This window comes from Marinovum algicola (assembly GCF_900109145.1).
Taxonomy (GTDB): domain Bacteria; phylum Pseudomonadota; class Alphaproteobacteria; order Rhodobacterales; family Rhodobacteraceae; genus Marinovum; species Marinovum algicola.
This window is the reverse complement of sequence record NZ_FNYY01000038.1, coordinates 1-15590: the sequence shown is the minus strand read 5'-3', so window position 1 is coordinate 15590 and position 15590 is coordinate 1. Positions and strand designations below refer to the sequence as shown.

At 59.3% G+C, this 15590-nt stretch carries 15 protein-coding genes and 1 pseudogene; 13 read left to right on the top strand and 3 right to left on the bottom strand.

Annotated elements, in window-relative coordinates:
* The first annotated feature begins 169 nt into the window (after nucleotides 1–169).
* Genes BMW90_RS25185 through BMW90_RS25175 form a run of 3 tightly spaced genes read left to right on the top strand, consistent with a single transcriptional unit; the run spans nucleotide 170 to nucleotide 3718 of the window.
* Nucleotides 170–1804, top strand: a complete 1635-nt coding sequence (locus tag BMW90_RS25185) for a Mu transposase C-terminal domain-containing protein (RefSeq protein ID WP_054540545.1) — start codon at nucleotides 170–172, stop codon at nucleotides 1802–1804.
* Between the two features lies 1 nt (nucleotide 1805).
* Nucleotides 1806–2687, top strand: a complete 882-nt coding sequence (locus BMW90_RS25180) for a TniB family NTP-binding protein (protein WP_074837539.1) — start codon at nucleotides 1806–1808, stop codon at nucleotides 2685–2687.
* On the top strand, nucleotides 2684–3718 hold the full coding sequence (locus tag BMW90_RS25175) for a TniQ family protein (RefSeq protein ID WP_074837538.1): 1035 nt from the start codon (nucleotides 2684–2686) through the stop codon (nucleotides 3716–3718). Before BMW90_RS25180 ends, BMW90_RS25175 begins: the two co-directional genes overlap by 4 nt.
* Here the strand turns inward: BMW90_RS25175 and scpB are convergent.
* A complete protein-coding gene (scpB, locus tag BMW90_RS25170; protein ID WP_074837537.1) occupies nucleotides 3702–4301 on the bottom strand; it encodes an SMC-Scp complex subunit ScpB in 600 nt (199 codons plus the stop codon). The genes BMW90_RS25175 and scpB overlap by 17 nt on opposite strands.
* A 2-nt stretch (nucleotides 4302–4303) precedes the next feature.
* Nucleotides 4304–5194, bottom strand: a complete 891-nt coding sequence (locus BMW90_RS25165) for a DUF1403 family protein (protein ID WP_074837536.1) — start codon at nucleotides 5192–5194, stop codon at nucleotides 4304–4306.
* Between the two features lie 224 nt (nucleotides 5195–5418).
* Between BMW90_RS25165 and BMW90_RS25160 the strand changes: the two genes are divergently transcribed.
* The 7 genes and pseudogenes from BMW90_RS25160 to repC all read left to right on the top strand — a co-directional run bounded on the left by BMW90_RS25160 (nucleotide 5419) and on the right by repC (nucleotide 13468).
* Nucleotides 5419–6291 carry a tyrosine-type recombinase/integrase gene (locus tag BMW90_RS25160; RefSeq protein ID WP_074837535.1) on the top strand — a complete coding sequence of 291 codons (873 nt, stop codon included), beginning with the start codon at nucleotides 5419–5421 and terminating at the stop codon, nucleotides 6289–6291.
* A 13-nt stretch (nucleotides 6292–6304) separates the two neighbouring features.
* On the top strand, nucleotides 6305–7507 hold the full coding sequence (locus BMW90_RS25155; protein ID WP_074837534.1) for an IS91 family transposase: 1203 nt from the start codon (nucleotides 6305–6307) through the stop codon (nucleotides 7505–7507).
* A 336-nt stretch (nucleotides 7508–7843) separates the two neighbouring features.
* Complete coding sequence (locus BMW90_RS25150; RefSeq protein WP_054540615.1) at nucleotides 7844–8983, top strand: tyrosine-type recombinase/integrase; 1140 nt, start codon at nucleotides 7844–7846, stop codon at nucleotides 8981–8983.
* Between the two features lie 99 nt (nucleotides 8984–9082).
* A pseudogene (locus tag BMW90_RS25145) lies at nucleotides 9083–9805 on the top strand (recombinase family protein); the annotation flags it as partial.
* Nucleotides 9806–9939: 134 nt separating this feature from the next.
* Nucleotides 9940–11133 (top strand): plasmid partitioning protein RepA, encoded by a 1194-nt coding sequence (repA, locus tag BMW90_RS25140; protein ID WP_074840418.1) that lies wholly within the window; start codon nucleotides 9940–9942, stop codon nucleotides 11131–11133.
* On the top strand, nucleotides 11117–12046 hold the full coding sequence (gene repB / locus BMW90_RS25135; RefSeq protein ID WP_058243483.1) for a plasmid partitioning protein RepB: 930 nt from the start codon (nucleotides 11117–11119) through the stop codon (nucleotides 12044–12046). Before repA ends, repB begins: the two co-directional genes overlap by 17 nt.
* 213 nt (nucleotides 12047–12259) lie before the next feature.
* Complete coding sequence (gene repC, locus BMW90_RS25130) at nucleotides 12260–13468, top strand: plasmid replication protein RepC (RefSeq protein WP_074840422.1); 1209 nt, start codon at nucleotides 12260–12262, stop codon at nucleotides 13466–13468.
* A gap of 587 nt (nucleotides 13469–14055) precedes the next feature.
* Here the strand turns inward: repC and BMW90_RS27235 are convergent.
* On the bottom strand, nucleotides 14056–14187 hold the full coding sequence (locus BMW90_RS27235; protein WP_275937339.1) for a hypothetical protein: 132 nt from the start codon (nucleotides 14185–14187) through the stop codon (nucleotides 14056–14058).
* A 117-nt stretch (nucleotides 14188–14304) separates the two neighbouring features.
* On the opposite strand from BMW90_RS27235, the gene tnpA reads away from it, so the two are divergent.
* From tnpA to BMW90_RS25115, 3 genes are all read left to right on the top strand, one after another.
* Nucleotides 14305–14676 (top strand): IS66-like element accessory protein TnpA, encoded by a 372-nt coding sequence (gene tnpA, locus BMW90_RS25125; protein ID WP_074840416.1) that lies wholly within the window; start codon nucleotides 14305–14307, stop codon nucleotides 14674–14676.
* Complete coding sequence (gene tnpB, locus BMW90_RS25120; RefSeq protein ID WP_074840414.1) at nucleotides 14673–15020, top strand: IS66 family insertion sequence element accessory protein TnpB; 348 nt, start codon at nucleotides 14673–14675, stop codon at nucleotides 15018–15020. Before tnpA ends, tnpB begins: the two co-directional genes overlap by 4 nt.
* Before the next feature lie 62 nt (nucleotides 15021–15082).
* Nucleotides 15083–15590, top strand: a 508-nt coding sequence (locus tag BMW90_RS25115; RefSeq protein WP_170850629.1) for an IS66 family transposase zinc-finger binding domain-containing protein, incomplete at its 3' end; no start/stop codon positions are given.

Sequence of the window (15590 nt, the reverse complement as noted above, 5' to 3'; positions counted from 1 at the left end):
TGTCGCAATTGCTTTGCCGTTTCATCAAAAAGTTCTTACAGGATTCCAGTAGGATGAAGCGTAATCCGACGTGGTATTTTACGTTTCGATTTCAATTTTTAGCTCGCGTTTCAACAAGCGAGAACATGGGGCAGAAGATGGGGTTTAGAAACCGTGGAGCGGCGGGTTCATGACGCTGCGCGAAAACGAAGCGTCTGACGAGGCTTGGGCCAAGGCAACGCGTATCGCGCGAGAGCTGGATCGCATTTTGGACGGGCAAGAGCCTATGCGCACCGCAGTTTCTCGGGCCGCATCCGAATTGCGTCTCTCGACGCGCCAAGTCTACAACCACCTGCGCCGATATCGTACCGAACATCGGGTGTCTTCGCTGTTGCCAAAGACAGGTGGAGCTAGGCGCGCGAGGATCAGCCCGGCTGTTGAGGAAATCATTTTGGCAACCCTTCGGGAGATGTGGCTTCAGCCCGAGCAACCGGACCTTGCGCCGATTGTCGATGAAATCCGCACCCGTTGTGACAGCGAGGGTCTTGATCCGCCTGCCTATGTCACCGTTTCCAAGCGTATCCCACGACTGTTCACGCCCGAGGAGATTGCACGACGGCGACATTCAGGAGGAAAAAACCTACGGCGCCTGAAACCCCGCCCAGGTTATATCCGGGCCAACCACGCACTCGATGTCGTCCAGATAGACCATACCCCCGCCGACATCCAGTTTGTGGAAGTCATCGATGGTCAGGGCATCTATGTTGGACGCCCCTATCTCACCATCGCAGCTGATGTTGCAACAAGCGCGATTATCGGCTTCTGCCTGACCCTTGAGCAGCCCTCACGCTTGTCGGTCGCCCTCTGTCTGGCGCAGGCGATGTGCCGCAAGGAGGACTGGCTGGCAGCGCGCGACATCAATCATTCCTGGCCGATGTTTGGCCGCCCGAAGATGGTCGTCGTGGATTCCGCCATGGAATTCAGAAGCACCAGTTTCATCCTGGGTTGTGCCGAGTACGGGATTGCAATTCAAAGCCGGAACAAGGGGACCGTCCATCGTGGCGGGGTTGTCGAACGACTTCTAGGCAAGGTGAATACGGTGCTGCGCTCCCTGCCTGGCAAGACCGGGCGTTCCATCGCGGATCGGGGTGAGTATCTGTCCGAAGACCGTGCGAGGCTCAACTTTGCAGACCTCGAACGCTGTATCGCGCTGGCGATTATCGATCACAATCTTAGCCAGAATGAACGCAAGCTGACAGTCCCGACCAATGAATGGGAACGAAAATGCCGTCAGCCGGACGGCCCGGAAGACAACCCTTTCGACGTTCTGCTCAGCTTTCTCCCGAACAAGACACGCAGGATTTCACCTCAAGGTGTCAGCCTGTTTGCCAACGACTATTTCGATCCATGGTTGGGCCCGTTGGTCGCCCGCCGTGATCGATTGGGTGCTCTCGATGTTCGTTATGATCCTCGGGACATTAGTCACATCTACATCAAGGATCCCGATACAGGAGCCTGGCGCCCTGTGGAGCGGCGGGATGGACTGCTTGAGGCGGTCACCCTCTGGCAGCACAGGGCCGAGAGAAGCCGAGCGCGCGAAACCGGCCGACGCCCGATCGAGGAGAAGACCGCGATCCGCCGCGAAATCGCGGCGACGGTAGATGCCTCGGCATCGAAGAAGCAAAGGCTGAAGGAAGTCGCACGGGCCAGGCATGCGGCTCATGCGCCGAAACCCTACCAGAGCCTCACTTCTTCCCCGACACCAATCCGCGAAACACCTGACCCTGAGCGCCCGCGCCGCGTCTTTCCGGTTGAGGATTGGTGAAATGATTGATCACCTCCTAGACTCCGCCGCATCACTTCTCGATGCTGGTGACGCGTGCCGCATCGCCCATATCCGGTCGGCCCGTTGGATCAGCCATCCGGTTGCAAGTCGCGCCCATAACGCCATGAGTCTGCTGCTTGATCGGCCAGTAACCTTGCGTCCCAGAGGGCTCTTGCTGACAGGCCCCTATCACAATGGCAAGACGATGATCGCCGAACGCTTTGCGATTGAACATTTGCGGCAGTCAGAACGTCAAAGGATCTGGGTGATCCAGACCCGAGAAGGTGCCGGACTGTCTCACTTCTATGCCAGCATTCTTGCCGGGTTGCGCGCGCCTCAGGCATCTGGTTGGCGGAGCCTGTCGCGCGCGGGCGAGCAGGTGGATCATTTGCTGGACAGCTTGAAACCCCGCCTGCTCATCTTCGATGAGTTTCACAGCGCCCTTCGAGGGCGCCGACAGGACGTGAAATCTATCTTTTCGTTCCTGCGCCGTATCGCACGTGTCCACGACATTTCGCCCGTACTGGTTGGCGAGGTTGCGGTCTATGACGCGGTACACGACACCGAGGAAATGGGATCGCGGTTCGATACGATCCCTATTCCCAGATGGGCGTATGACGAGGATTTCGCGACGCTCCTCGATAGTCTTGAAACCAGCATCCCTCTCGCCCGCGCCTCGAACCTGTCGCGACCGTCACTGGCTGAGATCATCCATGAATTGTCAGAGGGCTTGATCGGAGAGGTCGTCGATATCGTGAGCAGCGCGGCCATCAAGGCGATAAGGAACGGCGAGGAACACATTTCTGAGGCGACCATTACCTCGCTTGGTTACACGCCCCTGTCGAAACGCCGAAATGCGCCTTTGCGCCGCGAAATGATGTGAACCAGTCTGCGTCCGAGATCACGGTCACACCTGCGCGCGACTACGGCAACGAGGTGGGGCAAGGCTGGCCCGTCGTTGTTGCACCGGTACCCGGAGAGCTGCTGTCGAGCTGGTTGCATCGGCTGGCCATGGCCAATGGAATTCCACCTCAATATTTTGGGCGGGTTCTGGATGTCGCAGTTGGAGATTGGTCTGCGAAGCTTGACCGAGACCTTCCCGGGCGAATCCTCAATTTGCTGGTCGAGCGAACGCGGTTACCTACCGAGGATATTGATGGCTTGGCTTTGAACCGCGACCCGCTAGCCCGGTTGCGTTTGCGGCACAACAGTGGATCTGGAGATCCTGGCACATCGACCGCTCAGTTCAATCGCCTGCAATACTGTCCAGTGTGCCTGAAAGAGGATCTCGCACCGTACTTCCGACGCGGCTGGACTTTGGCAACGCGCGTTTCCTGCTTTCGGCATGGATGCCGCTTGCGCGACCACTGCCCTACCTGCCGTGGCGGCATCGCGCCTGTTCGACAAAACCGGCTTCTGCCGCAACATTTCTGTGTCTGGTGCGACGCAGATCTCCGAAAACCCACGCTGCCCGCCGAGTATAATGTGCATCGTCTCGAGCGGCTGCTCGACGATCTGCTTCGAATGCATGTTGCGGGACATGGACTGCACGGGAGGACCTCCCTGCCCGCCATGCTTGGGACCGTTTGCTTCACGTTCGATGGGGAACCCAAATCGATTTCACGTCTTCCAATTCGCGACCGATATCTTTTCTTCCGCCAGTTGACCGAAGGAATGATGCCCCTCCAAAAATATTCCGAGCATCCCGCAATTGAGCTCTGGACCCGCATTGCACTGGCAGCGTCCAAGCATTCCGACCTGGTGGCGTCATTGAGTGCAGAGATATTGTCACAGATAACACCGGGAACAAAGAAACGCTCCGGACATCCTGATTTGACAGCCTTACAGCGAGCCATCATCCGCCTTCATTCAAACCGTCGAACATCATTGGCAACGACTACGCCTGGGAATTGATGACACCTGCATCCTCCATCTGCTCCCGATCGGGCAGGTCCTGCAGCGACTCCAGATCGAACGCGACCAGGAACTGCTCCGTCGTCACATAGGTATAGGGTGCCCCGCGCCGCGGCGACCGTGGGCCGGTGCCGATCAGGCCACGGGCATGTAGCCGACCGATCAGATCTCGGCTGATCTCCTTGCCGAAGATGTCCTTCAGCCCGTCTCTTGTGATCGGCTGGTGGTAGGCGATGGCGGCCAGGACCGCGACATCGTATTCGCGCAGATCGAGATCCTGATCGCCGACATCCGCGGCCGTCCTGATCGCCGCCGCATAGGCCGGTCTCGTCCGCAGCATCCAGCCGCCGGCCACCTGCGCCACTTCGAAGGATCGTCCTTCGAGATCGGCGGCCAGGTCTTCGACCAACAGATCGACCGAAGCCCCCTGCCCCACCACGCGCGCGAGGTCCTCGCGCGGCACCGGCGATGCGCTGGCGAAGAGAACGGCTTCAATCCGCCGCCTCCATTCTCGCCAGCGCAATTCGGTTGGCAGATCGTCCAATTCCCGGTCGAGGTCGGTTTCGGCGTGATCTTTGACCATGCCTAGACCCCGTAAAGGCGGAACGTGTCACGCCCGGTGAGCTCTCGGGCGACCCCTAACGCCACCAGCCGGTCGCAAAAGCGGCGCGCTGCCCGGTCGGACCGCAGTGAGGTAAGCGCGGTAGGGGCGATGGCATCCCGGGCCAGAAAGTCGGCCACTGCCTTGTCAGAACCCCTGGCTCGCAGTTTCGGCGCGGCCTCTTTGAGCCGGGCTGCGCGTCGTGTCAGATCGATGGCCTGGTGCGTTGTCTCAACTGCTGCCGTCCCAATTGCCTGATGACAGATCAGCCGCAACTCCTCGCCGGTTTTTCGAAGATCACCGCGCTTGAGGCCGAGTGCCAGAAGCGGCAGGACATGGCTCCACCCGAGCGCCTGCGCCAAAGTTGCATCCGCGAGAATCAGTGCGGAGGTGAGGTCGCGGGGTCGATCTCCAAGAACGGCCTCCAGGACGGTGGCCGCTTGAGTCACCGGAGCCGCCTTCACTACTTCGAGCCAGGTTGCGATCTGTTCCGGTTCCAAAGTCGGCAGCGCCCGGTTCAATGCCTTGGCCGCCACCGGTCGTTCCACCGCGCGCCGCCAAGAAAGATAACTCTCGCCCGCTGGCCCCGGGCTGTCACCCGGCTGCAGAAACGCCAACGCGTCCCGCAAGTCTGCCGCCCTTTCCGGCCGCCCCGAATGTACCACACAAGCCTCCGCCGCGCGCAGCGCCAAACTTTCCCGCAACAAGGCTTGGGGAACGTCATCGCGCCCGACCACCAGATGCAGATGCGCCAGCGCCGCGCCCGACAAAAACGCCATATCTTCATGGGTTTCGGGGCGTGCGGAAGTGACCCAGGGCGGCATCCGAGGTAGGGTATCAGGGTCGTCAATGAAGGTCGCTCGAGCATATGCCATGCCACAACACTATCCGATGGCGGCGCTTTGTTCTACCACATACTGGGAAAACCGCCCCGCTTTGCCGTATCCGTTTATGTCCAATAAGCTTGCCTTGGACGAAACCGCTCACGCGGTATTGGCGCTCGTTACCGCCGAACTACGCCGGGTCGACTGTGGTCTTTGCGGATAGGTGTGACCGTCGTTTGATTGGGACCTTCTCAATCGAACGACAGGAGGTTCCTTTGTCCAGCGAACATGTTCCAGCCCTACGGCAACGGTTTTTAGACGACATGCGCATCAAGGGCCTGCGGCCAATCACCCAGAAGATGTATTTGCGGTCAGTGCGCGAGTTTGCCAGATTTCTGGGGCGGTCGCCCGATTTGGCCACGCCCGAGGACTTGCGCGCGTTTCAGCTCGATATGACGAACAAGGGCACCGGCGCGCCGACCTTCAACCACCGGCTGACTGCGCTCAGCTTTTTCTTTTCGGTGACCTGCGACCGGTCCGAAATGAAACGTTACCTTCGTTACCAGCGGATCGCCAAGCAGATCCCGGTCGTACTGAGCGCCGCAGAAGTCGCGCGAATTCTGGCCGCGGCGCCGGGTCCGGGCTTGAAGTATGGGGCCGCTCTCAGTGTCGCGTATGGTTGCGGATTGCGGGCGAATGAAGTCACGCATCTGAAAGTGTCCGATATCGACAGCGATCGCATGCTGATCCGCGTCGAGCAAGGCAAGGGCCGCAAGGATCGGCAGGTGATGTTGTCGCCCACCCTTCTCGAGCTTTTGCGCGCCTACTATCGGGAAACGCGTCCTGCGGGCTGGCTATTCCCCGGCCGCGACCCGGCCAACCCGATTTCAAACCGCCAGCTGAGCCGCGCGTTCCACGCCGCGTGCGACTTTGCAGATATCAAGAAAAACGTCTCGCCCCACACGTTGAGGCACTGTTTCGCCACGCACCTGCTGGAAAACGGAACAGACATCCGAGTGATCCAGGTGCTGCTTGGTCACACGACGCTGGAGACCACGACCGTCTACACAAAGGTTGCAATCAAGATGATCCGGGACGTGACGAGCCCTCTGGATCTGCTGAACCTCGAGAAAGGCGGAAGCGGCTGACGGCGGGTCCCCAATGTCCCGACCAGCACTCGAAGTCGCGGACATCTTCCGAGCCCACGGACCTGCCTGGCGTCGTGCCAATGCTGGTCACCTGAGCCAGGCGCAACTCAAGGTCATGTCGGCAATTGAAACCTGCCGGACGGCTGTTCTGGGCGGACACGTCGCGGCTTGCACCAAATGCGGACACCAGCACGTCTCCTACAATTCATGCCGCAACCGGCATTGCCCGAAATGCCAGGGGGCCACCGCCCACCACTGGATGCAGGCCCGGGTCTCCGACCTCTTGCCAGTGGAATATTTCCACGTTGTCTTCACCCTGCCCGCAACGATCGCCAAGATCGCCTTGCAGAACAAGGCGGCTGTCTACGATCTTCTGTTCAAGGCGTCTTCAAGAACGCTTCTGACGATTGCCGCCGATCCCAAGCATCTGGGCGCGACGATTGGAATGACGAGTGTGCTGCACTCCTGGGGATCGGCGCTGACGCATCACCCGCATGTGCACATCATCGTGCCTGGCGGCGGCTTGTCGCCCTGCGGCAAGCACTGGATTGCTTGCCGTCCGGGGTTCTTCCTGCCCGTGAGGGTCGTGTCCCGTCTGTTCCGGCGTTTGTTCCTGGAAGGACTGATGGCTCTTCATCGGTCCGGAAATCTGGCCTTCTCCGGGCAATTGGCGCATCTGACGAGCCCGGACATCTTCAAGACCCACCTCGCACCGCTCAGAAAGACCGCATGGGTGGTATACGCCAAACCGCCCTTCGGAGGACCCGGGGCAGTTCTCGCCTATCTCAGCCGGTACACGCACAGGGTGGCGATTCCGAATTCGCGCCTCGTCAGCGCCGATGCCGAGACGGTTGCGTTCCGATGGAAGGACTACAGGATTAGAAACCGCAATCGCCAGAAGGTCATGCGTCTCGAAACGGGGGAGTTCATTCGCCGGTTCCTGACCCACGTTCTGCCTCCGGGGTTTCACCGGATCCGCCATACCGGTTTCCTTGCCAACGGCATCCGCCGCGCAAGGCTTGAAACCATCAGATTACTGTTGGCCGCAGAGGCGCAAGACGACCAGGAAGCATCAGACGACAAGACCGGCCCTCCGGACGAACAGTCCTCGAGTCTGACGTGCCCGGAATGCGGCGGCAGCATGGTCGTCATCGATGCATTCGAGCGCGGCAAGACCCCGAAATCTCGCTCGCCACCTTGGAGAACCGCCGCATGAAACAAGGGCAGAACCTTTGTCTTGACCTGCGGCGCCCCGGCACCGCACGGGTCCGTGTGGCTCAAATTCGAAAGCACGACAAATGCTCAGGAACCGCGCGCGCAAAGGCCCTCGTTTTGCAAGAACGACAGGTGTTTCTTGTCGAACTCGGCATCCACCCCACCCCAAAATCTGCAACACAGACAGCCACCGAGCTCAGTCGTTCAGAGCAATTCCCATAGGCCCAAATTCTGCCCGCGCTTTCGTCCAAGGCAGATTTATCGCCGCTGGATAACGCGCATCCAGCGGCCACAAACCTTTTTCATTATCGGACGGAAAAATGATATGCTCGGAAACATGAGCAGTATCACGAATAGCGGCACCAAAATCGAGGATTCTGACGCGTCTGACGCAGAGATTTCGAGCTCAGCACCCCATACCGCGCCGAACAGTGACGAGCGCGACGAGAGAACCTCTCGGGACGGAGCCTCAATCGCTCTGCCCGCCCATGTGGCCGGCTCCGGCGCGCTCGACCGGCTGATCGATACCGCCCGGGACTATGCCGAGGCCTCGACGGCTGGGAACACGAACAAGGCCTACGCCGCCGACTGGAAACACTTCACCCGCTGGTGCCGGTTGAAAGGCACGGAGCCTCTGCCCCCCTCGCCGGAGATGGTTGGACTTTATCTGGCTGATCTGGCCGCCGCGACCGGGAAGGCCCCTGCTCTCTCGGTCTCCACCATTGAGCGGCGCCTCTCCGGCATCGCTTGGAATTACAGGCAGCGAGGGTTCACTCTTGATCGCAAGGACCGCCATGTCGCCACCGTTCTGGCCGGGATTAGGCGCAAACACGCGCGTCCGCCGGTTCAGAAGGAAGCGATCCTGCCCGAGGACATCCAGGCCATGGTGGGCACCCTTCCCTATGATCTCCGCGGGCTTCGAGACCGGGCGATCTTACTTCTGGGCTATGCTGGAGGTCTCCGTCGCTCCGAGATCGTGAGCCTTGACGTGCACAAGGATGATACACCGGGCTCCGGCGGTTGGATCGAGATTTTCGAAGATGGCGCTCTGCTGACACTGAACGCCAAGACCGGGTGGCGCGAGGTCGAGGTTGGGCGCGGCTCAAGCGACCAGACCTGTCCTGTCCACGCACTTGAGCAATGGCTACACTTTGCGAAGATCGACTTTGGGCCGGTCTTCGTGCGCACCTCGCGGGACGGCAAACGTGCCCTCGAGGCCCGCCTCTCCGACAAGCACGTCGCTCGGCTGATCAAGGCAACCGTTCTGAAGAGCGGCGTCAGATCCGATCTGCCGGAAGCCAAAAGGCTGGCAATGTTCTCTGGACATTCCTTGCGCGCCGGGCTCGCCTCGTCGGCAGAGGTTGATGAGCGCTATGTTCAAAAGCACCTGGGACATGCGTCGGCCGAGATGACCCGGCGTTACCAGCGCAGGCGCGACAGGTTCAGGGTGAACCTGACCAAAGCCGCAGGGCTGTGAAGCTCAGGAATCTTGACGCGTTGGTGAAGCGCTAAGATGAAATTCCAGCGCTTCAGTTTCAGCTTTCTGCTTCAATTGAAATCGGGAATTAAACGCGACAAGAGCGGCGATACGCTGGTCGTTGTGCGGATCGACAGGCTTGCGCGGTCTCTGTCGCACTTGCTGGAGGTGATCGAACGTCTGGAGGCCAAGGGAGCTTTCTTCCGCTCCCTGCAGGACCCCATCGACACCGCTTCCCCGCAGGGCAAGTTCACATTGCAGGTTCTAGGCGCCGCGGCCGAGTTCGAGCGCGCGCTGATACGTGAGCGCACAAAGGCCGGGCTTGCCTCTGCGCGCGCCAGAGGGCGCGTTGGTGGCAATCCTGGACTGCGCGCCAAAGACCCCGCCGCGCTGCGCAAGGTGCGGCTGGCGCGACAGGACGGCTACATGGAGCGCCTCAACGAGACCGCGCAGGATTGGGTGCCCCATGTGCGCCGCTTGCGGCCGGATATGGCCTGGGAAGACCTGCTGCGGATCATCAATGGCCCCCTGCCCCCAGATCGCCATTGGACACAAAGCCGACTGCTCCGCGCTGTGAAGGCATATGTGCGCGACGGTTTCCTTCCTGCCGAGGTGCTTGGCCGCGCCGGACGCCGCGAAACCGATGACCGCCTGCCGGCCATCGTCGCAGCGATCAAAGGCGCGGACCCCGAAATCACGCTGCAGGCGATCTGCGACCGGCTAGAATCGATGCGTGAGCGCACCCCTCGCGGCCGCACTAGCTGGCAGCCGTCTTCGGTCAAAATGCTGCTTGAGCGTGCGGAAAAGTTGGGGCTCCTGTGAACACGACACTTGTGTTGGCCTAACGGATTGCCACTAAATCTAGAAAGTGCTTGCACGAATCTGGCTGGTCGGGCAATAGTCTCGAAAAATAACGCGCGGTCACATAAAAAACGCGCCCACGGATCAGGGCAGACATGAGCGAAGCAGAACAGGATCTAGATATCGCCATCGGGCAATACGCGGAACTTCTCGCGTCGAACCTGCATGCTCAGCGCGCTGCGCACTTCCCACCGGATGCAAAGAAGGTGATGCGTACTTTGACCAGCGGCGAAGCTGCTGAGCTCCTTGGCGTCGACCATACCTATCTTCGGAAGCTTCATCGAGAAGGAAAGATCGTTGACGTCGAGACGACGGCGGGAAGTCATCGCCGCTATACGCTCGACGATATCTGGGAAATCCGGCAGACGCTTGAAGGAAACGCAAAAAAGTCTGGAACTTACGTGCCTGGGCGTCGCGACGGTGACGAGCTTCAAGTCATTTCAGTGGTGAACTTCAAGGGCGGAAGCGGCAAAACGACGACGTCTGCTCACCTCGCTCAGCGCTTGGCGCTCAAGGGGTACAGAGTTCTTGCGATCGATCTCGACCCCCAAGCATCTCTTTCGGCTCTTCACGGAATCCAGCCAGAACTCGACCTCATGGAGGGCGGAACCCTCTATGATGCCGTTCGCTACGAGGATCCGGTTCCGATCTCCGAAGTGATCCGCAAGACTTACATTCGCGGCCTTGATCTCATCCCAGGCAACCTTGAACTCATGGAGTTCGAGCACGAGACGCCTGCTGCTATCCAGCGAGGCGGAGCGAAGGCGTTCTTCGCGAGAGTTCATGACGCACTCGATAGTGTTGAAGCGAACTACGACGTTGTTGTGATCGACTGCCCGCCGCAGCTTGGTTTCTTGACGATGTCAGCACTTTCCGCGTCCTCGGGCGTCCTCGTGACGGTTCACCCGCAGATGCTTGACCTTATGTCGATGTCCCAATTCCTGCGAATGACGGCGGATCTCCTGGGAGTAATCAGGGATGCAGGCGCAAATTTGCGCTTCGATTGGCTGCGCTTCTTGCCAACGCGATACAAAGTCGGCGACGCGCCACAAACCGAAGTCATCGCCTTCATTCGCGGGCTGTTTGGGAGGTCGGTCCTGACCAATCACATGGTTGAATCGACCGCAATTTCTGATGCCGGCTTGACCAAGCAAACGCTCTACGAAGCTGACAAGAGGGACTTCACGCGTCAGACGTTTGATCGTGCGATCGAATCTATGAACGCAGTGAACGATGAGATCGCTGAAATCATCCAGAACACATGGGGGCGGAATGGCAAGAAAGCCTAAACTTGGCCTGCCTCTGCAGACCCTTCGCAACGCTCCTGACGCTCTTGAAGGGCGCCGACTGCGTGGCGGTGTTTTTGAGATCGATCCGGCGCAGATTGTTACCGAAGGACGGTTGGATGACAGGCTTCAGATTGAAGTTGAGGGCCTGAAGAACTCTATTTCCAAGAACGGTCAGCGTGTGCCTGTCTTGGTCCGCCCACTGGAAGGCGATCGCTACAACCTGATCTATGGCCGCAGACGCTTAGAAGCATGTCGCGAACTCGGTATCAAAGTTCGAGCCATCGTCACAGAGGTTGAGGGTGATCAAGCGCTTCGAGATCAGCTTCTCGAGAACCAAGAGCGTCGTGATCTGAGCTTTATTGAGCGTGCGCTCGTTGCGACGGCACTTCTGGACGGTGATCATTTGGAAGGGGCTGAGCGCACCAATCGAGGTGTCGCCGAAGTCCTTAACCTGCACGAAGCTGGGGTTTCACAGCTCTTGAGTGTCGTTCGGACGGTCGGCGAGGATCTCATCCAGGCAATTGGTGCAGCTCCTGGGATTGGTCGCCCGAGATGGGAAGAGCTCAAAAAGGCTTTGGGTGCCTACGACGGTGATCGGGACCAGCTGCTAGCCATAGCTCATGCAGCCAAGTCCGAAAGTTCCGGCTCGGTCGATGAGGTTTCTGAGCGTGCGTTTCTCGCAGTTCTGGCAGCTGCGAAGAGCGCAGAGAAGAAAGCAAGCCCGTCTAGAAAGGGTGTGCCTGCTTTGGCGATCCCCGGTGTTGGAGCTGCGACGGTCAAGACCGGCCGCCAAGGCAAGCAGCTCAAACTTGATCTAACTACGGATGAACCTGATTTTATCAGCTGGTTGGAGGGCAACGCCCCAAAGCTGATTACCGAGCTTCATGAGCGCTGGAAGCGTTCAGGAGACTGAGGAAGAGCAACCAACAAGAAGGAGGCACGACACAGGCAAAAAGAAAAAGGCCCCGAGAAGCTAGCTTCACGAGACCTTTGTAAGGTTTCGCACCGGGATCAGCCCGCTACAAAATCTCAGTTTTCGCACTTCTGAATGTAGCGTTCTGGCCCCTACCCCGCAAGCGCAAAGCGATTCGCGGGCCCTAAAATTTTTGTCTTCGTGAACATTTTCATGGAGTACACACCAATTTCGCCGTTTATGCGGCCGATTTCGCACGCTCATTTGCGCGTCATCGAGCGACCCGAGGCATCTGTTCCGGCCAGACCCGTTAACAAGTGGGAACTCCTGCGCGAGCTCTCCAAGGCGCAAGCGGTCTTTAGGGTCTCGGAACGTGATCTGACTGTTTTGCAGGGGCTCCTCAGCTTCTTTCCGGACGATGCGCTTGGCGGGAACGCCGAGATGGTCGTCTTCCCCTCGAACAAGGCAATCTGCGAGCGCCTGAATGGCATGCCGTGCTCAACGATGCGTCGTCACCTCGCGCGTCTCGTCGAGGCTGGCTTGCTCCAGCGGCGCGATAGCCCCAATGGGAAGCGCTACGTCCGCAAGCACGGCGAAGACCGCGTCGCCTTTGGCTTCGATCTTTCCCCGCTCTACTGCCAGTCTGAGGAGATAGCACGGGCCGCAGAGGCCGTACGTGAGGCTGAGGAGCGCGTCAGGCGCCTGAGAGAGGTCGTAAGCCTCATGCGACGCGATCTCGCGGCCCTTGCCGAGTTCGGAGACGAGGTGCAGCCAGGCCTAGGCTTATGGGATCAGCTTCGCGACAAGGCTGCCCTTATAGCCCGCGCGCTTCGCCGCAAGCTTTCAATTGAGGACCTCGCGGCCTATCGGGCCGATCTTGAAGCTCTCCTTGACCAGGCACGCAACATCATCGATGGCCCTGAAACAGAAGAAATGAACACCGATGATGCCCAATCTGAGCGTCACCATCATAATTCAAATAAAGAATCTATAGATTTTGAACCTGCTTTAGAAAAAAGCGGGGCGGCGGGTGTGCCAGATGTGGATACGAATGAGCCGATGGCTGACGCTGATGAACAGGACACAAGACATCTGCCAAAGATCCCGCTCCACCTAGTGATAGCGGCATGTCCCTCGCTGAAGACCTTCTACCAAGGTGAGATCCGGCATTGGCATCAGCTTTTCGATGCGGCGTGCCATGTGCGGCCAGCCATGGGGATCAGTGCGTCTGCATGGGAAGAAGCACAGCGGTTCATGGGTCCGGAGCAAGCGTCGATCGTCGTTGCTGCGATGCTGGAACGCTTCGCCGACATAAGATCGCCTGGTGGATACTTGCGAGCTCTGACTACCAAAGCTGCGGCAGGCGAGTTTTCCTGTGGCCCAATGGTCATGGCATTGATTGGCCGGCGGAACGCGGCTTAACAGCTGTTAAACTCCGATCGCGTGCGGCTGGCATGGCATAACTTAACAGCTGTTAAGTAGGCTCTCGGCACACAAACGGTGTCTGAGAAAGAAAAGTTAGGGGGTTGAGGTATGGCGGTATTTGAGATCGTGAAAGTGGCTTTCGCCTTCGTCGCGGCGAAGATCTGATGACGAGGGCATCCCGATCACCATGGTGAAACCTCAGCTGGTGACCATCGCTGCTAGTAGCGCCAAGGCGGCTAGCGAAGAACATACAGAGCGTTGCGCTGCAGCCAACCTAGCAGTTGCGCGCCTCCGCGGCCCCTGCCCTTTTCGATGCCTGAGATCTGATGATGAATACCCTCAATAACTGGATCTACGCTATCCGGCGCCTGCTGACGGCGATTTGGGTCCTGGCCTCGGATATTCGCTTGGCCTTCATCGGTGCTAATGCCTGAGAGGTAGGTTGTGGATGTCTGTTGCATGATATCGTGGCTACGGGCCGTAGCGCACAAGGAGCAGACGATCGATGGTTGCCAAAACCGTTTGACCAAGGGCTCGATCCTCGAATTCCCGCGCGCGGGGAAGGGGACCCCGTAACTTCTCGGTCACTTCGATAATGGCGACTTGGCCAGCGAGGCAATCGGCTCCTCAAGCGCAGCAGCTAATTGCCAGCGGCCCCGCGTTCCGCTGATTTGGTCGTAGTGGACGACGAGCACATCGCAGAACAGCGGTTGCAACTCAATCTCTTGATTTCAGTAACCGCCCGATTTGAACCGCCTGCTCGTATGTCCCGTTGATTGATAAGAGACGTCCATAGTGACGTCATTACAGACGTCTCCTACAGGGAGGCAGGGATGCGGGGCGAAATTCTGGGCGTGGAGCGTCGGCGCCGATGGAGCGACGAGGAGAAGTTGTCGATTGTGCTTTCGGTCGGGGTGAATGGCGCGACGGTATCGCAAGTCGCGCATCGGCACGAGATCAGGCGGCAGCAGATTTATGCTTGGCGATACGAGCTGAGGAAGAAGGGGCTTCTGACGCCTGACGACACGGCGCTGTTTTTGCCGGTCGATATTGCACTGCCGCCCGGCCCGCCGGAAACATGCGTCACTGACGCGAGCTCGGTGCTGATCGAAGTGGTTCTGCGCGAGGGCCGCAGCCTACGGGTCGATGCCCATGTGGACGCGGCGGTGCTGACCCGTTTGATCCAAGCGGTTGAGGCGGCATGATCGGCCCCGGCACCGGCGTTCGGGTTTACCTGGCTTGCGGTCACACGGATATGCGCAAGGGCATTATGGGCCTGTCCGCCATCGCCCAGGACGTCCTGCGGCAGAGACCCTCGAACGGTGCCGTGTTCGCATTTCGGGGGCGCCGCGGCGACAGGGTGAAACTTTTGTATTGGGATGGCCAGGGATTTTGCCTGTATTACAAAGTCCTCGAGAAGGGGCGTTTCCCATGGCCCGCAGCGACGGATGGCAGCGCACGTCTGACCGCCGCTCAACTGGCCATGCTCTGGGAAGGAATCGACTGGCGCCGGCCGGATTGGGGGGCGCCGCCAGCCCGGACGGGTTGAATTATCTCTCTGGAATCGTTTGTTTTTATGGCACCTGATCTGCGGTCATGGTATCCACCGCCATGTCCGACGAAGCCACGTCTCTCTCCAATGATCCTGCCGTCCTGAAGGCGATGATCGCCGCATTGCAGGCGGAAAACCAGAAGATGTCCGCCAGTTTGCGGGCCCATGATCTGCTGGTTCAGGCGCTGCGTGTCCGGATCGCCAAATTGCAGAAGCAGAAATTCGGATCCAGCTCGGAAAAGATTGAACGCGAGATCGAACAACTGGAATTGGCGCTGGAGGGCCTGCAGGTGGCGCTCGCCGAGGCGGAGGACCAGTCGCAGGACGACGACGATGAACCGGAGACGGAAAACCAGGCCCCGGAACCGGTCGAGGCGCGGGACCCGAGGCGCCGCCGCCCGAAGGTGTCGAAGGACACGCCGCGCGAACGCCGCGAGCTTGATCCCGGCGACAATTGTCCGGATTGCGGGGGCGACCTGCGGGTGGTGGGCGAAGATGTCAGCGAGCTGATCGACATGATCTCGGCGCAGCTGAAGGTCATCGAGATTGCGCGCGTCAAGAAATCCT